General features: G+C 66.5%; 18 protein-coding genes. 6 read left to right on the top strand and 12 right to left on the bottom strand.

Annotated features, from left to right (window positions below):
* Positions 1-40 precede the first annotated feature (40 nt).
* The 4 genes from FAZ11_RS07830 to FAZ11_RS07845 all read left to right on the top strand — a co-directional run bounded on the left by FAZ11_RS07830 (position 41) and on the right by FAZ11_RS07845 (position 4,134).
* Complete coding sequence (locus FAZ11_RS07830; RefSeq protein WP_058771768.1) at positions 41-943, top strand: LysR substrate-binding domain-containing protein; 903 nt, start codon at positions 41-43, stop codon at positions 941-943.
* A 178-nt stretch (positions 944-1,121) separates the two neighbouring features.
* Positions 1,122-2,432 (top strand): MFS transporter, encoded by a 1,311-nt coding sequence (locus tag FAZ11_RS07835; protein ID WP_137279469.1) that lies wholly within the window; start codon positions 1,122-1,124, stop codon positions 2,430-2,432.
* Positions 2,429-3,682, top strand: a complete 1,254-nt coding sequence (locus tag FAZ11_RS07840) for a metal-dependent hydrolase family protein (RefSeq protein WP_058771770.1) — start codon at positions 2,429-2,431, stop codon at positions 3,680-3,682. Before FAZ11_RS07835 ends, FAZ11_RS07840 begins: the two co-directional genes overlap by 4 nt.
* 59 nt (positions 3,683-3,741) lie before the next feature.
* A complete protein-coding gene (locus FAZ11_RS07845) occupies positions 3,742-4,134 on the top strand; it encodes an ester cyclase (protein ID WP_058771771.1) in 393 nt (130 codons plus the stop codon).
* Positions 4,135-4,207: 73 nt separating this feature from the next.
* Here FAZ11_RS07845 and lpdA read toward each other — a convergent pair whose 3' ends face one another.
* Genes lpdA through FAZ11_RS07865 form a run of 4 tightly spaced genes read right to left on the bottom strand, consistent with a single transcriptional unit; the run spans position 4,208 to position 9,176 of the window.
* Positions 4,208-5,590 (bottom strand): dihydrolipoyl dehydrogenase, encoded by a 1,383-nt coding sequence (lpdA, locus tag FAZ11_RS07850; protein WP_137279468.1) that lies wholly within the window; start codon positions 5,588-5,590, stop codon positions 4,208-4,210.
* Between the two features lie 2 nt (positions 5,591-5,592).
* Positions 5,593-6,879 carry a dihydrolipoamide acetyltransferase family protein gene (locus FAZ11_RS07855; protein WP_058771773.1) on the bottom strand — a complete coding sequence of 429 codons (1,287 nt, stop codon included), beginning with the start codon at positions 6,877-6,879 and terminating at the stop codon, positions 5,593-5,595.
* Between the two features lies 1 nt (position 6,880).
* Complete coding sequence (locus FAZ11_RS07860; protein ID WP_058771774.1) at positions 6,881-7,939, bottom strand: alpha-ketoacid dehydrogenase subunit beta; 1,059 nt, start codon at positions 7,937-7,939, stop codon at positions 6,881-6,883.
* Positions 7,940-7,943: 4 nt separating this feature from the next.
* Positions 7,944-9,176, bottom strand: a complete 1,233-nt coding sequence (locus FAZ11_RS07865) for a thiamine pyrophosphate-dependent enzyme (RefSeq protein WP_058771775.1) — start codon at positions 9,174-9,176, stop codon at positions 7,944-7,946.
* Between the two features lie 223 nt (positions 9,177-9,399).
* On the opposite strand from FAZ11_RS07865, the gene FAZ11_RS07870 reads away from it, so the two are divergent.
* On the top strand, positions 9,400-9,861 hold the full coding sequence (locus FAZ11_RS07870) for an Lrp/AsnC family transcriptional regulator (RefSeq protein WP_058762821.1): 462 nt from the start codon (positions 9,400-9,402) through the stop codon (positions 9,859-9,861).
* A 12-nt stretch (positions 9,862-9,873) separates the two neighbouring features.
* Here FAZ11_RS07870 and FAZ11_RS07875 read toward each other — a convergent pair whose 3' ends face one another.
* Positions 9,874-10,083: a hypothetical protein gene (locus FAZ11_RS07875; protein ID WP_058762822.1), complete on the bottom strand. Its 210-nt coding sequence runs from the start codon at positions 10,081-10,083 to the stop codon at positions 9,874-9,876.
* A 65-nt stretch (positions 10,084-10,148) separates the two neighbouring features.
* Positions 10,149-10,556, bottom strand: coding sequence for a response regulator (locus FAZ11_RS07880; RefSeq protein WP_058762823.1), 408 nt, complete (start codon positions 10,554-10,556; stop codon positions 10,149-10,151).
* A 395-nt stretch (positions 10,557-10,951) separates the two neighbouring features.
* On the opposite strand from FAZ11_RS07880, the gene FAZ11_RS07885 reads away from it, so the two are divergent.
* Positions 10,952-12,724, top strand: a complete 1,773-nt coding sequence (locus FAZ11_RS07885; RefSeq protein ID WP_058771776.1) for a glycoside hydrolase family 5 protein — start codon at positions 10,952-10,954, stop codon at positions 12,722-12,724.
* Between the two features lie 58 nt (positions 12,725-12,782).
* On the opposite strand, the gene FAZ11_RS07890 is transcribed toward FAZ11_RS07885, so the two are convergent.
* From FAZ11_RS07890 to FAZ11_RS07915, 6 genes are all read right to left on the bottom strand, one after another.
* Entirely contained in the window at positions 12,783-13,334 is a 552-nt protein-coding gene (locus FAZ11_RS07890) for an ATP-dependent Clp protease proteolytic subunit (protein WP_058762825.1), read from the bottom strand.
* 133 nt (positions 13,335-13,467) lie between these two features.
* Positions 13,468-14,268: a universal stress protein gene (locus tag FAZ11_RS07895; RefSeq protein WP_058771777.1), complete on the bottom strand. Its 801-nt coding sequence runs from the start codon at positions 14,266-14,268 to the stop codon at positions 13,468-13,470.
* 343 nt (positions 14,269-14,611) lie between these two features.
* Positions 14,612-15,664, bottom strand: coding sequence for an enoyl-CoA hydratase/isomerase family protein (locus FAZ11_RS07900; RefSeq protein WP_058771778.1), 1,053 nt, complete (start codon positions 15,662-15,664; stop codon positions 14,612-14,614).
* A complete protein-coding gene (gene mmsB, locus FAZ11_RS07905; RefSeq protein ID WP_058771779.1) occupies positions 15,661-16,557 on the bottom strand; it encodes a 3-hydroxyisobutyrate dehydrogenase in 897 nt (298 codons plus the stop codon). The genes FAZ11_RS07900 and mmsB overlap by 4 nt, the downstream gene beginning before the upstream one ends.
* Positions 16,558-16,569: 12 nt before the next feature.
* Positions 16,570-18,078, bottom strand: a complete 1,509-nt coding sequence (locus tag FAZ11_RS07910; protein ID WP_058784922.1) for a CoA-acylating methylmalonate-semialdehyde dehydrogenase — start codon at positions 18,076-18,078, stop codon at positions 16,570-16,572.
* Complete coding sequence (locus tag FAZ11_RS07915) at positions 18,075-19,802, bottom strand: AMP-binding protein (protein WP_058771781.1); 1,728 nt, start codon at positions 19,800-19,802, stop codon at positions 18,075-18,077. Before FAZ11_RS07915 ends, FAZ11_RS07910 begins: the two co-directional genes overlap by 4 nt.
* Positions 19,803-19,836: the final 34 nt, after the last annotated feature.

Genomic DNA, 19,836 nt, shown 5'->3' on the forward strand with positions numbered 1-19,836 from the left:
CGCTAGACTGGCCGTTCCAGCTAGCGCCCAGAGCCTTCGGATGCGTATCGATCCCTTACCGCCGCTGACCAACCTGATCGCCTTCGAGGCGACGGTGCGGCTCGGCAGCTTCACCCGTGCCGCGCTGGAGCTCAATCTCACGCAAAGCGCCATCAGCCGCCAGGTGGCGCAGTTGGAGGCCTTTCTCGGTCGCGCGCTGTTCCGCCGGGAACACAAGCGTCTGCACCTGACGGTGTCCGGGCAGCGCTACGCCGAGCGGGTCCAGCAGTTGCTGGCGGGGCTCGCGGAATCCACCGCCGAGGTCATGGACCACAGCGGCGAGCAGCAACTGGTGCTGGCTTGCTCGTCAGGGGTCGCGGCGCTCTGGCTGGGGCCGCTGATCGGCCAGTTCATCAAGGCCTTTCCCTCCATCGACGTACGCCTGCGGGTGCTCGATAACCTCGATACCCTGCTCAAGCCGGAATTCGATCTGGCGCTCTACTTCCTGCGTGAACTGCCGCCGCCGGGGCTGGCCGGACGCCAGCTGTTTCCCGAGTGGGTCGGTGCCTATTGTGCGCCCGACTATCTAGGTGGTCGTCAGCTGGCTCCTGCGGCATTGCTCGACCAGCGCCTGCTGATGATCGAGGACGGGCAGCGCCGCTGGCTGTCCTGGGAGGAATGGTTTTCCCGCCTGGGCCACCCCGCAACTCGGATCCGCCAGCGGTTGACGGTGAGCCAGTATCCCATCCTGGTCGACCTGGCCGTGGCCGGCCATGGCGTGGTGCTGGGCTGGCGACCCATGATCGACGGTCATCTGCGCGCGGGCACCCTGGTGCCGGCCTGCGCGGAATACGTGCAGGGGCAGGGCGGCTACTACCTGCTGTGGCCCGGCGATCGTCTGCCAGGCCTGGCGGCACGCCGCTTCGAAGCCTGGCTGAACGAAAACTTGGCGGCGCCGGGCTAGCGCCTTTTGCATGCGCCTGGCGCATGCAAACCCCTGCAATCAGCGTTTTCACCGCTCGTGATGGCCTCTTAAGCTCGGCAGCAGAGGGCAGAGATCCTCGTCCTGTTTCCCATTGAAACTGCCGTCGCCGTAGTAGGAGGCCTGGGCTTCCTGCGCCAGCAGCATTCAGGAGCCAACAATGCAGAGCAGCACGACTCTCCCGGGGCAACCGTCCCTCGTCCAGCGCCGCCAGGCCAACAAGGCGGTCATCGCCACCGTGATCGGCAACGGTCTGGAGTGGTTCGATTTCACCGTCTACAGCTTCTTTTCGGTCATCATCGCCAAGGTGTTCTTTCCGAGCGCCAGCGAACTCACCTCCTATCTCTTGGCGCTGGCTACCTTCGGCGTTGGTTTCTTCATGCGTCCGGTGGGGGGCATCCTGCTCGGTATCTATTCCGACCGCCGGGGTCGCAAGGCCGCGCTGTCGCTGACCATCCTGCTGATGGCCGTCGGCACCCTGCTCATCGCCGTGACCCCTGGCTACGCCCAGTGGGGCTTGTTCGCACCGGCGCTGATCGTCTTCGCCCGCTTGCTGCAGGGCTTTTCCGCCGGCGGTGAAATGGGCAGTGCCACCGCCTTTCTCACCGAGCACGCGCCCGCCGGGCAAAAGGCCTACTACTCGAGCTGGATCCAGGCCAGCATCGGGGTGGCGGTGGCCCTGGGCGCGGGTTTCGGCGCGCTGCTCTCGGCGCTGCTGACCCCGGAGCAACTGGAGAGCTGGGGCTGGCGCCTGCCGTTCCTGTTCGGCTCCCTGATCGGCCCCATCGGTTTCTACATCCGCAGCCGCATCGACGAGACCCCGGCCTATGCCACCGTCGAGCGCGCCCAGTCGCCGCTGCGCGAGGTGCTGCGTATCTATCCGCGCCAGACGACGATCAGCTTTTCCATGATCGTGCTCTGGACGGTGTGCACCTATGCCGTGCTGTTCTACCTGCCGTCCTATTCCACCCGGGTGCTGGGCCTGCCCAGTGGGATGGGTTTTAGCGCCGGCGTGCTCGGTGGCCTGGTGCTGCTGGTCGCGACGCCCCTGGTGGGACGCCTGGCGGATCGCTACGGCAAGCGCCGCTGGCTGCTGGGTTCAGCCCTCGCCATCTTCTGCGTCGCCTGGCCGCTGTTCTGGATGCTCAATCGCTGGCCGGGTCTGACGTCCCTGCTGGTATTCCAGCTGGTGCTGGGGCTGCTGATCTCCGGCTATCTCGGCGGGCTGCTGGCGGCCTTCGGCGAGTTGTTGCCGACGCGGGTGCTCTCCACCGGGCTATCGGTGGCCTACAACTTCGCGGTGACCCTGTTCGGCGGCTTCGCCACCTTCACCGTGACCTGGCTGATCGCCGCCACCGGCAGCCATCTGGCGCCGGCCTTCTACATCATGTTCGCCGCGGCCATCAGTGCCGGGGGCGCCGCGCTGTTCCGCGACGCATCCAGCGGCCATCAATCGGAAGCCTCCGCATGACTAACAGTACCCCCCTGCTGCTGCGCAACGGCAAGCTGCTCGACCTCGAAAACGGCACCCTGATCACCGGTAAGGAAGTCCTGGTGGAGGGTGAACGCATCAGCGCCGTGCGCGACCAGAGCGCCCTCTCGCCGGAAGGCGTCACCGTCATCGACCTGGGCGGTCGCACCCTGATGCCGGGGCTGATCGACTGCCATGTGCATGTGCTGGCCTCCAGCGCCAATCTGGGCTTCAACGCCCTGCAGCCCAATGCCATCATCATGTATCGCGCGCTGCCCATCCTCGAAGGCATGCTCGCCCGCGGCTTCACCACCGTACGGGATGCCGGCGGGGCGGATTGGGCCCTGGCGCGCTCCATCGCCCTCGGCCTGGTGCCGGGGCCGCGTATCTTCGCCTCCGGCAAGGCGCTGTCGCAGACCGGCGGCCATGGTGACATGCGCGCCCGCGGCGAATTGCTGCTGAACGAACCCTGCAGTTGCTGCTTCCGCGCCGGCGCCATCGCCCGGGTGGTGGACGGCGTGGACAACGTGCGCAAGGCAGTGCGCGAAGAGCTGCAGCAGGGTGCCACCCAGATAAAGATCATGGCGTCCGGCGGGGTGTCCTCGCCCACCGATCCCATCGCCAATACCCAGTACAGCGAGGCCGAGATCCGCGCCATCGTCGAGGAAGCGGAGGCGGCCAATACCTATGTGATGGCCCATGCCTATACCGCCCGGGCCATCCGCCGTGCGGTGGAGTGCGGGGTGCGCACCATCGAGCACGGCAACCTGGTGGACCGGGAAACGGCGCAACTGATGCACGAGCAGGGGGCCTTCGCGGTGCCGACCCAGGTGACCTACGAGATGCTCGCCGAACATGGCGCCCGCTATGGCCTGCCGGCGGACTCCGTGGCCAAGATCGAGGACGTGCGCCTGGCCGGTCGCCGCGCCCTCGAATACTTCGCCGAGGCGGGCGTCCCCATGGGCTACGGCTCCGATCTGTTGGGCGAGATGCACGAGTACCAGACCCAGGAATTGCGCATCCGCGCCGAGGTGCTGGGTAATCTGGAAGCCCTGCGCAGCGCCACCAGCGTGGCCGCGCGCATCCTGCAACGCGAGGGCGAGCTGGGTTGCATCGCGAGCGGCGCCCTGGCGGATCTGCTGGTGGTGGACGGCGATCCGCTGGCCGACATCGGCTGCCTGGTGGGGCAGGGCGAGCGACTGGACGTCATCCTCCAGGGCGGCCGCCTGGTGAAGAATCGCCTGGGTTGAGGGAGCCTTGGCGGCTGGACGAGGTCCCCTTAGCAGTCACTGCCAACGGAGACCTCGCCATGCCTCTCGCACCTGCCGCGCTCGCTACCCACTACCAGGCCTATCTCGACTGCCTCAACCGCCAAGCCTGGGCTGAACTAGGCCGCTATGTCGACGATGCGGTCGAGCATAACGGCCGTCCCCTCGGCCTGGCCGGCTACCGGGCCATGCTCGAAGGCGATCACGCCGCCATCCCGGATCTGCAGTTCGTCGCCCGGTTACTGGTGGTGGAGCCGCCTTGGCTGGCGGCGCAGCTGGATTTCGACTGCACCCCGCATGGGGAGTTGTTCTGTCTGCCGGTGAACGGCCGTCGGGTGCGCTTCAGTGAGCATGTGTTCTATCGCTTTGCCAAGGGGCGCATCTGCGAGGTGCGGTCGGTGATAGACAGGGCGGCGATAGCCGCGCAGTTGTAATGGGGCACGGCGATCGCTTGGCTAATAAGAGGCTAACGCCTGGCCGCGATGTCGTTGCGGCCAGGCTCACACGTTACAGATGCAACGCCCGACCCAGCGCCTTCAACGCCGCCTCCTGCACCGCCTCACCCAGGGTGGGGTGTGGATGCAGAGTGGCCGCCACGTCTTCCAGCTGCATGCCCATCTCCAGGCTATGGGCAAAGGCCGTGGCCAATTCCGCCACCTGTTGCCCGGTGGCCTGCCAGCCGAGGATGCGATGGTCGTCGACACGGGCCACTACCCGCACGAAGCCTTCCGGTGCTTCCAGGGTCAGGGCGCGGCCATTGGCGGCGAAGGGAAAACTGGCAACCTTGATCTCCAGCCCCTGGGCCTTGGCCTGCTCGGGGGTGAGGCCGACCACCACGATCTCCGGATCGGTGTAGCAGACCGCTGGGATGGCCACTGGGGCGAAGCGGCGCCGCTTGCCGGCGATCAGCTCGGCCACCACCTCGCCCTGGGCCATGGCGCGATGGGCCAGCAGCGGCTCGCCGGTGAGATCACCGATGGCCCAGACGTCGGTCATGCTGGTACGGCACCCGTCGTCGACGCGGATAAAGCGGCCGTCGTAGTCCAGCGGTAGGTGCTCCAGGCCTTCGGTGCGCGGGCGGCGCCCCGCAGCCACCAGGATGCGTTGGGCGGGCAGCACCTGCTCCTGGCCATCGCCAGTGGTAATTCGCAGTCCGGCGCCATCCTCCGTCAAGCCAGCGACCCGGCAATTCAGGTGCAATTCGATGCCCAGCCGCTCCAGGCGCTGGCGCAGCGGCGCGGTGAGTTCGGCGTCGTAGCCTGGCAGCAGCCGCGACTGGGCCTCGACCACGGCGACCTTGGCACCCAGCTTGCGATAGGCGATGCCCAATTCCAGGCCGATATAGCCGGCGCCCACCACCACCAGGTGCTGCGGGATTTCCGTGGGCGACAGTGCCTCGGTGGCCGAGATCACAGTGCCGCCAAAGGGCAGGTTGGGCAATTCCACCGAGGTGGAGCCCATGGCCAGCAGCAGGTGCTCGGTGCGGATACGCAGCCGTTCGCCTCCCGCGCGCTGCACCTCGACGGTCTTGCCGTCGAGGATCTCGGCCCAACCCTCGATCACCGTCACCCCCTGCTTCTTCAGCAGGCCGGCGACGCCGGTGGTGAGGCGATCGACGATGCCGTTCTTCCAGGCCATGGCCTGGCCGAGGTCCAGCTCCGGGCGGCCGTGGCGGATGCCCAGGCTGCCCTGGTCGGCGCGCCCGCAGGCGCGATGGTATTCCTCGGCGACATGGATCATGGCCTTGGAAGGAATGCAGCCGACGTTGAGGCAGGTTCCGCCCAGGGCGGCACCCTCCACTAGGGTGGTGGCGATGCCCAACTGGGCGGCACGCAGGGCGGCGACGTAACCGCCGGGGCCGCCGCCGATGATGAGGAGTCGGGTGTCCATGGCTACTCCAGGAAGAGGGTGGCGGGTTGTTCGAGCAGCTGGCGCATGGCCTGGATGAAACTGGCGGCGTCTTGGCCATCGATCAGCCGGTGGTCGAAGGAGGCGGAGAGATTCATCAGCTTGCGCGGCACCACCAGGCCATTACGGAAGGCCGGGCGCTCGACGATGCGGTTGACGCCGATAATGGCCACTTCCGGATGGTTGATGATCGGCGTGGAGGCGATACCGCCCAGCGGGCCGAGGCTGCTGATGGTCAGGGTGGAACCGCCCAGCTCGTCGCGACTGGCCTTGCCGGCGCGCACCGCGGTGGCCAGGCGCGCCACCTCCTGGGCGCAGCCCCAGAGATCCAGCGCCTCGGCGTGGCGGACCACCGGCACCGCCAGGCCCTGGTCGCCCTGGGTGGCGATGCCCAGGTGCACCGCGCCATAGCGCGTTACCGTGCTGCTTTCCTCGTCGAAGCGCGCGTTCATCTGCGGGAAGTCCCGCACCGCCACCACCAGAGCGCGGGCCAGGAAGGGCAGCAGGGTGAGGTGGGCACGACGCCCTTGCCAGCGCTGGTTGAGGCTGGCTCTCAAGGCTTCCAGCTCGGTGACATCCAGCTCTTCCACATAGGTGAAGTGGGGAATGTGGCGCTTGGCCGTCTGCATCTTCTCGGCGATCTTGCGCCTCAGGCCGATCAGCGGAATGCGTTCCTCGCCACTGCGCTTGGCCAGCCCATTACCGCCGGTAGCCGGCGGCAATCCGGCGTCACGCTGCTGCACATAGGCGTCCAGATCGCCATGCAGGATACGGCCGCCCTGGCCGCTGCCGGTGACGAATCGCAACTCAATGCCCAGGTCCCAGGCGTGCTGGCGTACCGCCGGGGAGGCCAGCGGTGGGCTACCGGGGGCCGGGCGCGGTGTGGGTCGGTCGTCGTCGCGCTGGGCTGCGGGCGCAGGGTGCGACGGGACGGCGGACGGTATCGGCTCAGGCTTGGGGGCTTCCGCATTGGGTGCCGGAGCGGATTCCACCGGTGCGGGGCGACTGGCCTCACGCTGGTTGCCGTCGCCGGCCACTTCCAGGCGGATCAACTCGGCGCCGACCGCCAGCACCTGGCCGGGCTCGCCGCCGAGGGCCAGCACCCGGCCCACCACCGGCGAGGGAATCTCCACCATGGCCTTGTCGGTCATGACGTCGGCGAGGGTCTGGTCTTCGCTGACCTCGTCGCCCACCGCCACGTACCACTTGACCAGTTCCACCTCGGCGATGCCTTCACCGATGTCGGGCATCTTGATGACATGGGTACCCATCTCAGACCTCCATCACGCGCTTGAGCGCGGCGCCGACCCGCGCCGGACCAGGGAAGTAGTCCCACTCCTGGGCGTGGGGATAGGGCGTATCCCAGCCGGTGACCCGCTCGATGGGCGCCTCCAGGCGATGGAAGCAGTGCTCCTGCATCAGGGACACCAGCTCGGCGCCATAGCCGCAGGTGCGGGTGGCCTCGTGGACCACCACGCAGCGGCCGGTCTTGTTCACCGAATCGGTGAGAGTCTGCAGGTCCAGCGGCCAGAGACTGCGGATGTCGATCACCTCGGCGTCGATGCCGGTCTCGGCGGCCGCTGCCAGAGCCACCCAGACGGTGGTGCCATAGGTCAGCACCGTGACCTGCTTGCCGGGGCGCACCACCGCTGCACGCTCCAGCTCGACCCGGTAGTAGCCGTCCGGCACGGCGCTGGCGGGGTGACCCGACCAGGGCGTTACCGGGCGGTCGTGGTGGCCGTCGAAGGGGCCGTTATAGAGGCGCTTGGGTTCGAGAAAGATCACCGGATCGTCGCTCTCGATGGAGGCGATCAGCAGGCCCTTGGCGTCATAGGGGTTGGAGGGCATCACGGTGCGCAGGCCGCAGACCTGGGTGAACATGGCCTCGGGACTCTGGCTGTGGGTCTGGCCGCCGTAGATGCCGCCGCCGCAGGGCATGCGGAACACCAGCGGCGCGGTGAACTGGCCTACCGAGCGATAGCGCAGGCGTGCCGCCTCGGAGACGATCTGGTCGATGGCCGGATAGACGTAGTCGGCGAACTGGATCTCCGCCACCGGCCGCAATCCATAGGCGCCCATGCCCACCGCGGCACCGGCGATGCCGTTTTCCGAGATGGGCGCATCGAACACCCGCGAGGCGCCGTACTTGGCCTGCAGGCCCTCGGTGCAACGGAAGACGCCGCCGAAGTAACCCACGTCCTCGCCGAATACCACCACGTTGCTGTCGCGTTCGAGCATCACGTCCAGCCCTGAGCGAATGGCCTGGATCATGGTCAGGGTGCTGCGGCTGCCGGCCTGGGTCGGCAGGTCGGTTTCCTGTTGTATGGTCATGGCATCACTTCCCGAGCTGTTGGCGTTGGCGACGCAGGTGCGGCGGCAGGTCCCGGTAGACCTCCTCGAACATGTCGGCGGCGCTGGGGGCGAGATCGCTGGCGAAGGTGCCATGGGCCTCGGCAGCCTTCTGGGCAGCAGCCACCTCGGCTTCCAGCTCGGCGGTCAGCGCCTGGTGCTGCTCGTCCGACCAAAGACCCCGGCCGACCAGATGCGCCTTGAGGCGGTCGATGGGGTCGCCCAGGGGGAAGTGCATCCAGTCGTCGGCAGGCCGGTACTTGGACGGATCGTCCGAGGTGGAGTGGGGGCCGGCGCGATAGGTGACCCACTCGATCAGGGTCGGGCCCAGGTTGCGCCGGGCGCGTTCGGCGGCCCAGCGCGAAGCGGCCAGTACGGCGAGGAAGTCATTGCCATCCACCCGCAGCGCGGCGATGCCATAGCCGAGGCCACGGGTGGCCAGGGTGATGCCTTCACCCCCGGCGATGGCCTGGAAGGTGGAGATGGCCCACTGGTTGTTGACGATATTGAGGATCACCGGCGCCCGGTAGACGTAGGCGAAGGTGAGGGCGGCGTGGAAGTCGCCTTCGGCGGTGGCGCCGTCACCAATCCAGCCGGCGGCGATGCGCGTATCGCCCTTGATTGCCGACGCCATGGCCCAGCCCACCGCCTGGATGTACTGGGTGCCCAGGTTGCCGGAGATGGAGAAGAAGCCGAGGTCGCGGTAGGAATACATCACCGGCAACTGGCGACCCTTGAGGGGATCGCGGGCGTTGGACAGCAACTGGCAGATCATCTCCTCCAGCGGCGCCTCGCGGGCGATGAGGATGCCCTGCTGGCGGTAGGTTGGGAAATGCATGTCGTCCGGGCGCAGGGCCAGGGTCTGGCCCACGGCGATGGCTTCCTCGCCCAGGCATTGCATATAGAAGGAGAGCTTCTTCTGCCGCTGCGCCTTGAGCATCCGCGCATCGAACAGCCGCGTCTTGAGCATGGCGCGCAGTCCACGCAGCAGCAACTCGGGCGCTTCTTCCGTGGCCCAGGGGCCGACCGCCTTGCCGTCGTCGTCGAGGATACGGATCAACTGGGTAGCCAGCTCGCGGGTATCTACTGGCGCTACGTCCACCGGCGGTTTCTCGGCGCGGCCGGCCGGGCAGAGTTGCAGGTAGCTGAAGTCGGTGGCGCGTCCCGGTCGGCCGCTGGGTTCGGGGACGTGCAACTGCAGGGGAGGGTAGTCGCTCATGACCGTGCCTCCGGAAGGTAGGGGGTACGGACGGGTCGCGGGACGGGTTGGCCGTCCGGGTGCGATGCAGGGTGCCACATGGTGGAGGCCTCGGCATTCTTGTTATGGGTGACTTGAGTATAGGCCGGCATCGCTAGCCGTTTTGCCGCAATTTCGGGGTGGGCAAGGCCAGCCTTTGGTGCTATTGAACCTCTCACAAGAACAACAGTGGAGGTTTTGCACCATGGCTGGTCTGGACCGTATCGACCTACGTATCCTCAATGCCCTGTCCGCCGACGGCCGTCTGAGCTGGCGCGATCTGGCCCAGAAGATCGGGCTGTCGCTGACCCCCACGCTACGGCGGGTCAAGCGGCTGGAAGACGAGAAATACATCCAGGGCTATCACGCCCAACTCGACGAAACGCGCCTGGCCGGCAGCGTCAGTGTCTTCGTCTCGGTGCGGTTGGAGAAGCAGTCCACCGACTACCTGCAGGCCTTCGAGCGTGAGATCGTCAAGGCGCCCCAGGTGATGAGCTGTTTCCAGATGACCGGGGACGCGGACTACGTATTGCGGGTGGTGGTGCAGGATCTGACGGCTTATCAGCATTTCCTGGCGGAAACCCTGACCTGTATTCCGGGGGTGGCCAGCGTGACCTCGGCATTTTCACTCAAGGCCGTGTTGCTCAGGCCGGCACCGCCGCTGTAGCAAAGTAAGCTGCTAGCGCTTGAGTAACCGGCGGATCTGGGCCACCTGGCTCTCGCAATAGCTGGGATCGCGCAGTTGGCCGCTGTCCAGCATGAGGGTCAAGCGCGGTCCGCCAGAGTAGTCGCCGAATTGAATGGGCAAGGCGCCATCAGGCGCCAGGGGACCGAATAGATAGCTGATGTTCTGTAGGCGGGATTCGAGTTGATGGGTAAGCGCGAGCATGACGGTAAACGCAGCGGCCGAGGTGGCAATGTGACATCAGTCACATTGCCCGAGTTCCTCGTCCGTCAGGCGCTTGGCGTCACCGAATAGGCCACGCCGTTGACGGTATCGATCAGCTGACCAATCGACCAGGGCTTGGGCAGGAAGCGCACCTTGCACTTGATGCTCGCCGTCGAAGGCGTTTCATAGCCGGACATGACGATAATGGGCATATCCGGCCAGCGTTGACACACCGTATTCGCCAGTTGAGCGCCATCCATGGACCCCGGCATACGGATGTCCGTCAGCAGGATGTCGATATTGGCCTCTTCCTTTTCCAACAGCGGCAAGGCGGTGTCGGCGGAGTCAGCGGCGATGATGTTGAAGCCTTCCGGTTCGAGGATCTCGCGGACGAAATCCGCGACCAGTGGCTCGTCGTCCACCACCAGGAGAGTGGGTCGGAAGACAGGGGTTTCCGGCTGTTCTGCGCGCATGACTGGACCTTATATACAAGACGTTGCTGTGCCTTGGAAAACGGTGGCAACAGAAAATTCCCCGTGCCAGACAATGCCAATCACTGGCGTCAGATTTCCGTCTTCAGGCATTAATCCTTTGGTCAGAGCTAGCTTTCCACCCCTGCGACTTCATGTCACGCACATTTGGTTACGTTTCCTGCAACACCTCTAGCCTGGTGGTTTGGGAGCCGCCTGCGCGCGAGGGGTAGGGAATTAAGCCTGACTAATAATTTGGCTGGCATATGACTTGTATTGCAAAGGTCACTGCAGGACGCAGCGCGTTTTTTGTCACGTCCTCGTGGCCTTACCTAAACCCAGGCTTTGCTCGTACACAAAGGATATCGACGCCACGCCTCCCAAAGCAGTACCTGTCCATGACTCCGATCCGTCTCTCCCTCGCCGCCCTCCGTCGTCCGCTCGCTGCAGCCGCCGCCGTTCTCGCCCTGTCCGCAGGGGCCGCCCAGGCCGAACCCGTCAGTCTGGTGGGTCTGAACCTTTCCGGCGCGGGCTTCGCACCCCAGGTGCTGCCCGGCATCAACGGCACCAACTACATCTTCCCGGTGGAAGCCTACTTCCAGCAGTGGAGCGCCCGGGGCGTCAAGCTGATCCGTTTCCCCATCATCTGGGAGCGCCTGCAACCCAAGCTCGGCGGCCCGCTGGACAGCGCCTACGTGGCCTTGGTGAACCAGACCTTCGGCTACGCGCAGAAGCATGGCATCAAGATCATCCTCGATCTGCACAACTATGCGCGCTATCGCGGCCAGGTGATCGGTACCAGCGGCGTCTCCTATGCCCGCTATCAGGAGATCATGACCCACATCGCGCGGCAGTGGAGCGGTCAGTCATCGCTGTACGCCTACGACATCATGAACGAGCCCCATGACGCCATGGCCTACTGGCCCACCGCGGCCCAGTACGGCATCAATGGCGTCCGCGCGGTGGACAGCACCCGCCCGGTCATCGTCGAGGGCAACGGCTGGTCGAGCGCGACCCGCTGGGCCGAATTCAACGACGCCCTGCTGGGCCTGAAGGACCCGGCGAACAACATCATCTTCTCGGCGCATTCCTACTTCGACGAGAACGCCGGCGGCAGCTACGACAAGACCGACGTCAACAAGCTCGACGCCAATTACGGCGTGACCCGCGTCAAGCCCTTCGTCGACTGGCTGAAGAAGAACGGCAAGCGCGGCTACATCGGCGAATTCGGCGTACCGGACAACAATCCGCGCTGGAACCTGCTGATGGACAACATGCTGGCCTATCTCAAGCAGAACTGCATTCCGGCGTCCTACTGGGCGGCGGGGCCGGGCTGGGGCAGCTACTTCATGTCGGTGGAGCCGATCAATGGCCAGGAGCGTCCGCAGTGGCCGACCCTGCGCAAGTACCTGGATGACAGCAGCTGCACCGCCATCGGCCCGATCGCCAGTGGCAGCACCACGCCGTCGACCGGTAACAGTGGTACCGGCAGCAGTGGCTCCACCGGTGGCAATGCCGGGGCCGTGGGCAACACCGGCAGCAGCAACGGTGGCAGCTCCAGCAATACCGGCAGCAGCGGCAGCAACGCCGGGGTAGAGGTACCGGCCACCGGTGGCGCGACTGCCGGGACCGTGACCTCGGTGCTCAACGACTTCACCAATGCGGACTGGCTCAAGGGCGTCTACCGTAACAAGGCCGCCGTGTCGGTACCCGGAACCGCCGTTAACCGAGCGGCTTTCAAGGCTGGTGCCTACCTGACTACCGCGGACGGCCAGGTACGGCGGATTTCCTTCGTACAGGCGGGCAACAATCTCGGCGTCTTCACCGAGGGTGCCGCCCTGAACGGCAACGCCATGGGCTATCCGAAGACCGTCACCGTATCGCCCACCGGCGTGAGCAGCGCCGCCAGCGTGAGCAGTGCCATCAACGACTTCACCAACGCCGATTGGAATCGAGGCGTCTACCGCCGCGCGGCGGCCATCTCGATCCCGGCCACCGATGCCAATCGTTCGGCCTTCAAGCTGGGCGGCTCGGTTCGCCTCGCCAACGGCCAGGTCGCCAAGATCAGCTACGTGCAGGACGGTGCGAAAAACCTGGGCGTGTTCCTCGACGCCAGCCGCCTGGATGCCAGTGTCGGCTATCCCAACACCCTGGTGTCCTTCAGCCGCTGATCGCGGCTGGTGCTGGAACGGGACGACCCGGTGGCTCATGGCCACCGGGTTTTTTCGTTTAGAGGTGGATGAAGCTGACGGTCTCGCCCGGTTGCACCAGGCACTCGTCCACGGCGTGGATCACCCCGGTGGTCAGGGCCGCTTCCGGGCTCAGCAGGCGGGCGTTGGCCTTCAGGCAGCTATGGATGTCCAGCGCCTCGGCGGCGCCAGCGGTGCGCTCGGCGACGATGCGGGCATAGAGATCCAGGTCGTAGTCCAGGCACATGGCGTATTCCGCCATCCGGGCATGGTCGACCGAGTTGTTCAGGTTCCAGTAGAAGGAATGATAAAGGAACTTGCTGTGCCGGCTGGCCGTGCGGTGCTGGCCGGCCAGGAAGAGGATGTTGCCCATGGATTCGACGGTGCCCAGGTTGTGGGTGTGCACCGGCAGCGGCAGGGACAGCAGGAAGTTGTACAGGGTGAAGCCATAGCTGCAATCGCCGCCCATGGTGGCGATCTTGAGCAGGATGCGCGAGGCGTCCTGCTGCACCGCCTGGGAACACTGGGCGATCAGCTGGCCGCAGCTGTTGGAGTTGATGGGACTGGTGAAATGGATGACATGGGTGCTCATGGGGCCTACCGACGCGCCGGGGAGCCCGGCGGATGACCAGGCTCTATGTATCTTGCTTCGGCGTCTTTTGGATCGGCTTGAGCCCCATCGACGAATCGCCGACGAAGCGTGCCTGGTAGGGATGGGCTGCGTGCTAGCGCAACAACAGCAGCGGCACCTCGGTCTTGTGCAGCAACTGGGTGGTCCGACTGCCGCGCAGGAAGCGCCAGACCGAGGAGTGGCTGTAGGCGCCCATGATCAGCAGGTCGGCGCGGCGTTCGTCGAGATGGCGGGGGACGATACGCTCCACGTCGCCATGGGCCACCGTGGTATCCACCCGGCAACCGGCGCTGCGCAGCAGCAGGGCCAGATCTTCCAGGCGTTTGCGCAGGGTGGGATCGTCTTCACCGACGCGCAGCAGCGTACCGCTCATGCCCGCCAGCAGCGGACTGCGGGCCAGCGCCAGCACGCCTTGGTGAGTGGCTTCCCGGCCGTCGTAGGCGATGGTGAATTGCCGCGGCTGCTTGAAGGGGCCGGAGCACACCAGGATCGGCCGATGCACGGCGCGCACCACGTCTTCCAGCTGGCTACCGATGCCGCTGTCGCCGGAGCGCTCACCGCGTTTGCCGATCACCAGCAGCCGGGTGTCCGCTTCCAGCGTCTTCAGGGTATCGACCAGGCCCTCCGGCCGCCGCAGGATCTGCGTGGGCAGGGTCAGGCCCTGTTGCAGCAATCGCTGGCGGGCGTTGAGCAGCAACGCCTTGGCCATCCCGGCGCCTTCGTCGTCCTCGACGAAGACCGGCGCGCCGTTGGCAACCTTTTTTCCGCTAGCTGCCGACTCCTGCACATGCAGCAAGGTGACCGGGGCGTCCAGCCGCCGGGATAGCCAGGCGGTGTGATCGCAGACGCTCTCGGCGTGGGGGGAACCATCGATGCAGGCGAGCAGGGAAGCCATAGCGGTAGTCCTTGGCGAGGCGGGGCTTCGGATGACCCCAGCCCTGAGCGTAGCACCCGTGTGGCGACGATCAGGTGACGTGGAGATGTCATCTTTGGCTTTTGCTGGGCAGGTCACGGCAAGCATCCCGGACGTCCTCACATTTCTCGGTGATCGAGTGTCCCGGTGACCAGCGGCAGCTGAATGTCAGGGGATTCTTCGTCGGTTCGAAGGACGCGTAGAGCGGTGGTAGCGTTCTACCGGAGGGTTCTGTGAATAGTCGCAACCACTAGGGATCTGCATAGATCGGGAGCCCAGTCGTTCGCCGATTTCGATAGCCGACGACTCGCCTGGGCGGCTTCGCTCAGGCATGGCGAAAATCGGTGAAAAAGGCCGCGACGCGACGCGGGTCCAGCTCCTGCCAGCGGGCTGGATTCCAGTGCGGCGTACGGTCCTTGTCCACCAGCATGGCGCGTACCCCTTCGACGATCTCGCCCTTCTCGAACCAGCGGCGATCCAGATGCAGCTCCAGGGCGAAGCACTGTTCCAGCGACAGGCCGCTGCCCTGGCGCAGCAGTTCCAGTGCCGTGGCCACGGCCAAGGGCGAGCGGGCATCCAGGGTGGCCAGGGTTGTCTGCGCCCAGTCGCGATAGGCGGGACGATCCTCCCGCTCGAGACCGGCCCGCAGCTCGGCTACCGTAGCGGCAGCGAAGTGCTGGTCGATGGCCGGGCGCAGCTCGGTCAGTTGGGCGGCATCGCCTGGTGCCGTGGCGAATTCCTGGAGCAGGGCGGCCAGGTCGGTCGGACCCTGGGCCGTGGTCTCTTCCAAGCGTCGTTCCAGCGCCTCGGTGACTGCTTCGGGAATGAAGGCATCGGCGAGGCCGGCAGCCAGGGCATCGGCCGGGCCGATCTGCACCCCGGTCAGCCCCAGGTAGAACCCCAGGTGATCGGGCAGGCGCGGCAGGAAGTGACTGGCGCCGACATCGGGAAAGTAGCCGATGGCGGTCTCCGGCATGGCCATGCGCGTACGCTCGCTGACGATCCGCAGCCGCGCCGCCTGCACCAGGCCCATGCCGCCGCCCAATACCAGGCCATGGGCCAGCGCCAGCACCGGCTTGGGATAGCGGTGCAAGGCGAGGTCCAGGGCGTATTCCTCGGCGAAGAAGGTCTGGTGCAGGTCGTCGCCGCGCTGGTAACTCTCGTACAGCGCGCGCACGTCACCGCCGGCGCAGAAGGCCTTGGGGCCGTTGCCGCGCAGCACCACCACCCGCACGCCGGGGTCTTGCTCCCAGTCGCGCAGGGCGCCGTGCAGGCTGCGCACCATCTCCAGGTCCAGGGCATTGAGCCCGGCCGGGCGATTGAGGGTCAGGTAGCCGACCCCGCCGCGTCTTTCCAACAGCACCTTGGCGTCGCTCATGCACCGTCCTCGTCCAGGTAGTCCTGGATGATGGCCGAGAAATCCAGTCCACCGCCACCGGTCTGGCTGAACCTCTGGTAGAGCTGCTGCGCCACGGCGCCGAGGATCACCGGCTGGCGCACGGCGCGGGCCGCCTCGGTGGCCAGGCCCAGGTCCTTGAGCATCAGGTCGGCGGCAAAACCGCCCTGATAGCCGCGCGAGGCGGGCGCCTGGGGCAGCACGTCCGGGTAGGGGTTGTTGACCTCCGAGCTCCAGCAACGGCCGCTGCTGGTATTGATCACCCCGGCCAGGGTCTTGGCATCCATGCCCAGCCTGGTGCCGAGGGCCATGGCCTCGGCCACCCCGATCATGGAGATGCCGAGCAGCAGGTTGTTGGCCACCTTGGCCACCTGGCCGTTGCCGCTGGCGCCACAGTGCACCAGGTTGCGACCCATGGCGGCCAGCAGTGGCTGGGCGCGCTGGAAACCCGCCGTGCTCCCCCCGACCATGAAGGTGAGGGTGCCGGCCGCGGCGCCGCCGGTGCCACCCGAAACCGGTGCGTCCAGCAATTCCAACCCGCGCTCGGCGGCAGCCGTGGCCACGGCGCGGGCGCTGAGCGGGTCTATGGTGGAGGAATCGATCAGCAGGGTACCCGGCCGGGCGTGGGCGATCAGACCGTCGTCGCCCAGATAGACCGTCTTCACATGAGCGGCCGCCGGCAGCATGGTGATGATCACCTCGGCACCCCCGTCCGCCACCGCGGCAGGGGAAGCGGCCACCTCGGCACCCTCGGCCTGCAGCGCCGCGAGGGCGGCGGCGGAGACGTCATAGACGGTCAGCCGATGGCCGGCCTTGAGCAGATTGCGGGCCATGGGCGCGCCCATGTTGCCCAGTCCCAGAAATCCCAGATGCATGCTGGCGTCCCCTTATTTGAGCGTAATGGTGGTGTTCACCGCGCCGCCGACATCCTGCTCGTCCGGCCAGCGCGTGGTGATGGTCTTGGTCTGGGTATAGAACAGCACCGCCTGCTTGCCGTAGGGGCCGAGGTCCCCGAGCTTGGAGGCGCGCGAGCCGCTGAAGGAGAACAGCGGCACTGGCACCGGGATGGGCACGTTGATGCCCACCTGGCCGACGTCGATGTCTTCCTGGAAACGCCGCGCCGCCGCGCCGGAACGGGTGAAGAGGGCGACGCCGTTGCCATTGGGATTGGCGTTGATCAGGGCGATGGCCTCGTCCAGGGTGGCCGCCTGCATCACGCAGAGCACCGGGCCGAACAGCTCTTCGCGATACAGCGTCATCTCTGGCGTCACCCCGGTGAACAGGGTGGGGCCGACGAAGTTGCCTTGCTCGTAGCGATCGACCTGGACGTTGCGCCCATCCAGTTCCAGCGTTGCGCCTTCGCTCACGCCGCGCTCGATCAGCCCACTGACCCGGTCCAGCGCCTGGCAGGAGATCAGCGGGCCGACATCGGTACCGGTTTCGTGGCCCGCGCCGACCTTGAGGCTGCGGGCCTTGGCCACCAGGTCCGGCACCCAGCTGTTGGCTTCACCCACCAGCACCACCACCGAGACCGCCATGCAGCGCTGGCCGGCCGCGCCGAAGGCGGCGCCCACCAGGTTCGCCAGGGTCTGTTCGCGCGGCGCATCGGGCATGACCACCGCATGGTTCTTGGCGCCCATCATGCACTGCACGCGCTTGCCGGCCTCGCTGGCGCGCCGATAGACGTGGGTGCCGACGCGGGTGGAACCGACGAAGGACAGCGCCTTGATGTCCGGGTGATCACAGAGGGCGTCCACCACCGCCGGTCCGCCATGGACCACGTTGAGCACCCCGGGCGGCACTCCGGCTTCCAGCGCCAGCTCGGCCAGACGCATGGTCACCAAGGGATCCTGCTCCGAGGGCTTGAGCACGAAGGTATTACCGCAGGCGATGGCCATGGGAAACATCCACAGCGGGATCATCGCCGGGAAGTTGAACGGGGTGATGCCCGCGCAGACGCCCAGGGGTTGCAGCAGGGTATAGGTGTCCACCCCGCTGGCGACATTGTTGGCCAGCTCGCCCAGTTGCAGATTGCCGATGCCCGCCGCGTGCTCCACCACCTCCAGGCCACGGAAGACATCGCCCTCGGCGTCCGCCAGGGTCTTGCCCTGCTCGGCCGTCAGCAGGGCGGCCAGCTCCGTCATATGCTCGCGAATCAGTTGCTGATAGCGCAGGAAGATCCGCGCCCTTGTGCCTATGGGCGTCTTGCGCCAGCTGGCGAAGGCCGTCTTGGCGCTGGCGACGGCGCGCTGCACTTCCTCGGCGGTGGCGAAGGGCACCCGCGCCAAGACTTCCTGGGTGGCCGGATTGATCACCTCGCGGCTCTCGCTGCTGGTGGAGGTGACGAACTGGCCGTCGATCAGCAGCGGTACGTTACGGATAGCGGTCTGGGTCATGACAGGGATTCCTGGGCAGTGGGAGCGGAAGCGGGATGGTCGGCGAAGTCTTCTTCGGCATAGTCGTGGACGTCGGGCGTCCCCTGGCCGCGGCGCTGCACCTCGCCCAGGCGCAACTCGATGCGGCGGATCTTGCCGGACAGCGTCTTGGGCAGTTCGCTGACGAACTGCAGGCGGCGTACCCGCTTGTAGGGCGACAGGCAGCCGCGGGCGAAGTCAAGCAACTCCTTGGCGAGGGGTGCCGAGGGCGGATGACCCGCGGCGAGGATGACGAAAGCCTTGGGTACATTGAGCCGCAAGGGATCGGGGCTGGGCACCACGGCCACTTCCATCACCGCGGGATGCTCGATCAGGGCGCTTTCCAGTTCGAAGGGGCTGATGCGGTAGTCCGATGACTTGAAGACGTCATCGGCGCGCCCGACGAAGGTGATGTAGCCGTCGGCGTCGCGTATCGCGGTATCACCGGTGCGGTAATGGCCGTCGCGCATCACTTCGGCGGTCTTTTCCGGGCTGTCTTCGTAGCCAAGCATCAGGCCAGCCGGTCTTGGCTGCAGCGCCAAGGCCACTTCGCCGTCATCGCCCGGCTGGCCATCGGCGTCCAGCAACTCGACGCGGCAGCCCGGTAGGGGCCGGCCCATGGAGCCCGGTTTGAGTGGCTGGCCCGGCGTATTGCCCACCAGCGCCGTGGTTTCCGACTGGCCGAAGCCATCGCGCAAGGCCAGGCCCCAGGCCGCCTGCAGGCTGTCGATGATTTCCGGATTGAGCGGCTCGCCGGCCCCGACCAGCTCGCGCAGGTGCAGCCGGTCGCGATAAGCCGCCAGATCCTCCTGGATCAGCATGCGCCACACCGTGGGCGGCGCGCAGAGGCTGGTCACCGGGTAGCGCGCCAGCACCTCCAGCAGTGCCTGGGCCTTGAAGCGCGGCACGTCATGGATGAACACGCAGGCCCCGGCGTTCCAGGGGGCGAAGACGCAACTCCAGGCGTGCTTGGCCCAGCCGGGAGAGGAAATGTTGAGGTGCACGTCGCCCGGTTGCAGACCGATCCAGTAAAGCGTGGAGAGGTGTCCGACCGGATAGCTGCTGTGGCTGTGCAGCACCAGCTTTGGCCGCGAGGTGGTCCCCGAGGTGAAATAGAGCAGCAGCGGATCCTCGGCCCGGGTCGGCCCATCGGGGAGGAAGTCGCTGGCGCAGTCGGCCGGTGCATAGGGCTGCCAGCCGGCCACCGGCGTGCCGACGCAGATACGGGTCAGACTTGGGGCCAGGCTGGCGCAGCGCTCCGTATGGGCGCTGCCCACTACCAGATGGGCAATGCGGCCACGCTGCACGCGATCCTGCAAATCGGCATCGCTCAGCAGGGTAGTGGCGGGCACTACCACGGCACCCAGCTTGAAGGCGCCCAGCAGCGTCTCCCAAAGCGCCACCTCGTTGCCCAGCATCACCAGGATGCGCTCGCCGCGGCGCACGCCCTGGGCGCGCAGGAAATTGGCGGTGCGATTGGACGCCAGGCTCAGCTCGGCGAAGCTGTAACGCTCCTCCCGGCCCTCGGCATCCAGCCGCCACAGTGCCGGGCCGGGCTGCTCCGCCGCCAGTCGATCGAAATGATCAAGCGCCCAGTTGAAGTACTCCAGCTGCGGCCAGCGAAAATCGCGGACGGCGGTGGCGTAGTCGGTGCGATGGCGCAGCAGGAAGTCGCGCGCTTCGCGAAAGGCTTCACCGGCCGTCATGGCGTCACCCCGGGACGGCACCGTACGGACAACG

It is taken from the genome of Pseudomonas rhizoryzae (assembly GCF_005250615.1).
In the GTDB taxonomy this organism is placed as follows: domain Bacteria; phylum Pseudomonadota; class Gammaproteobacteria; order Pseudomonadales; family Pseudomonadaceae; genus Chryseomonas; species Chryseomonas rhizoryzae.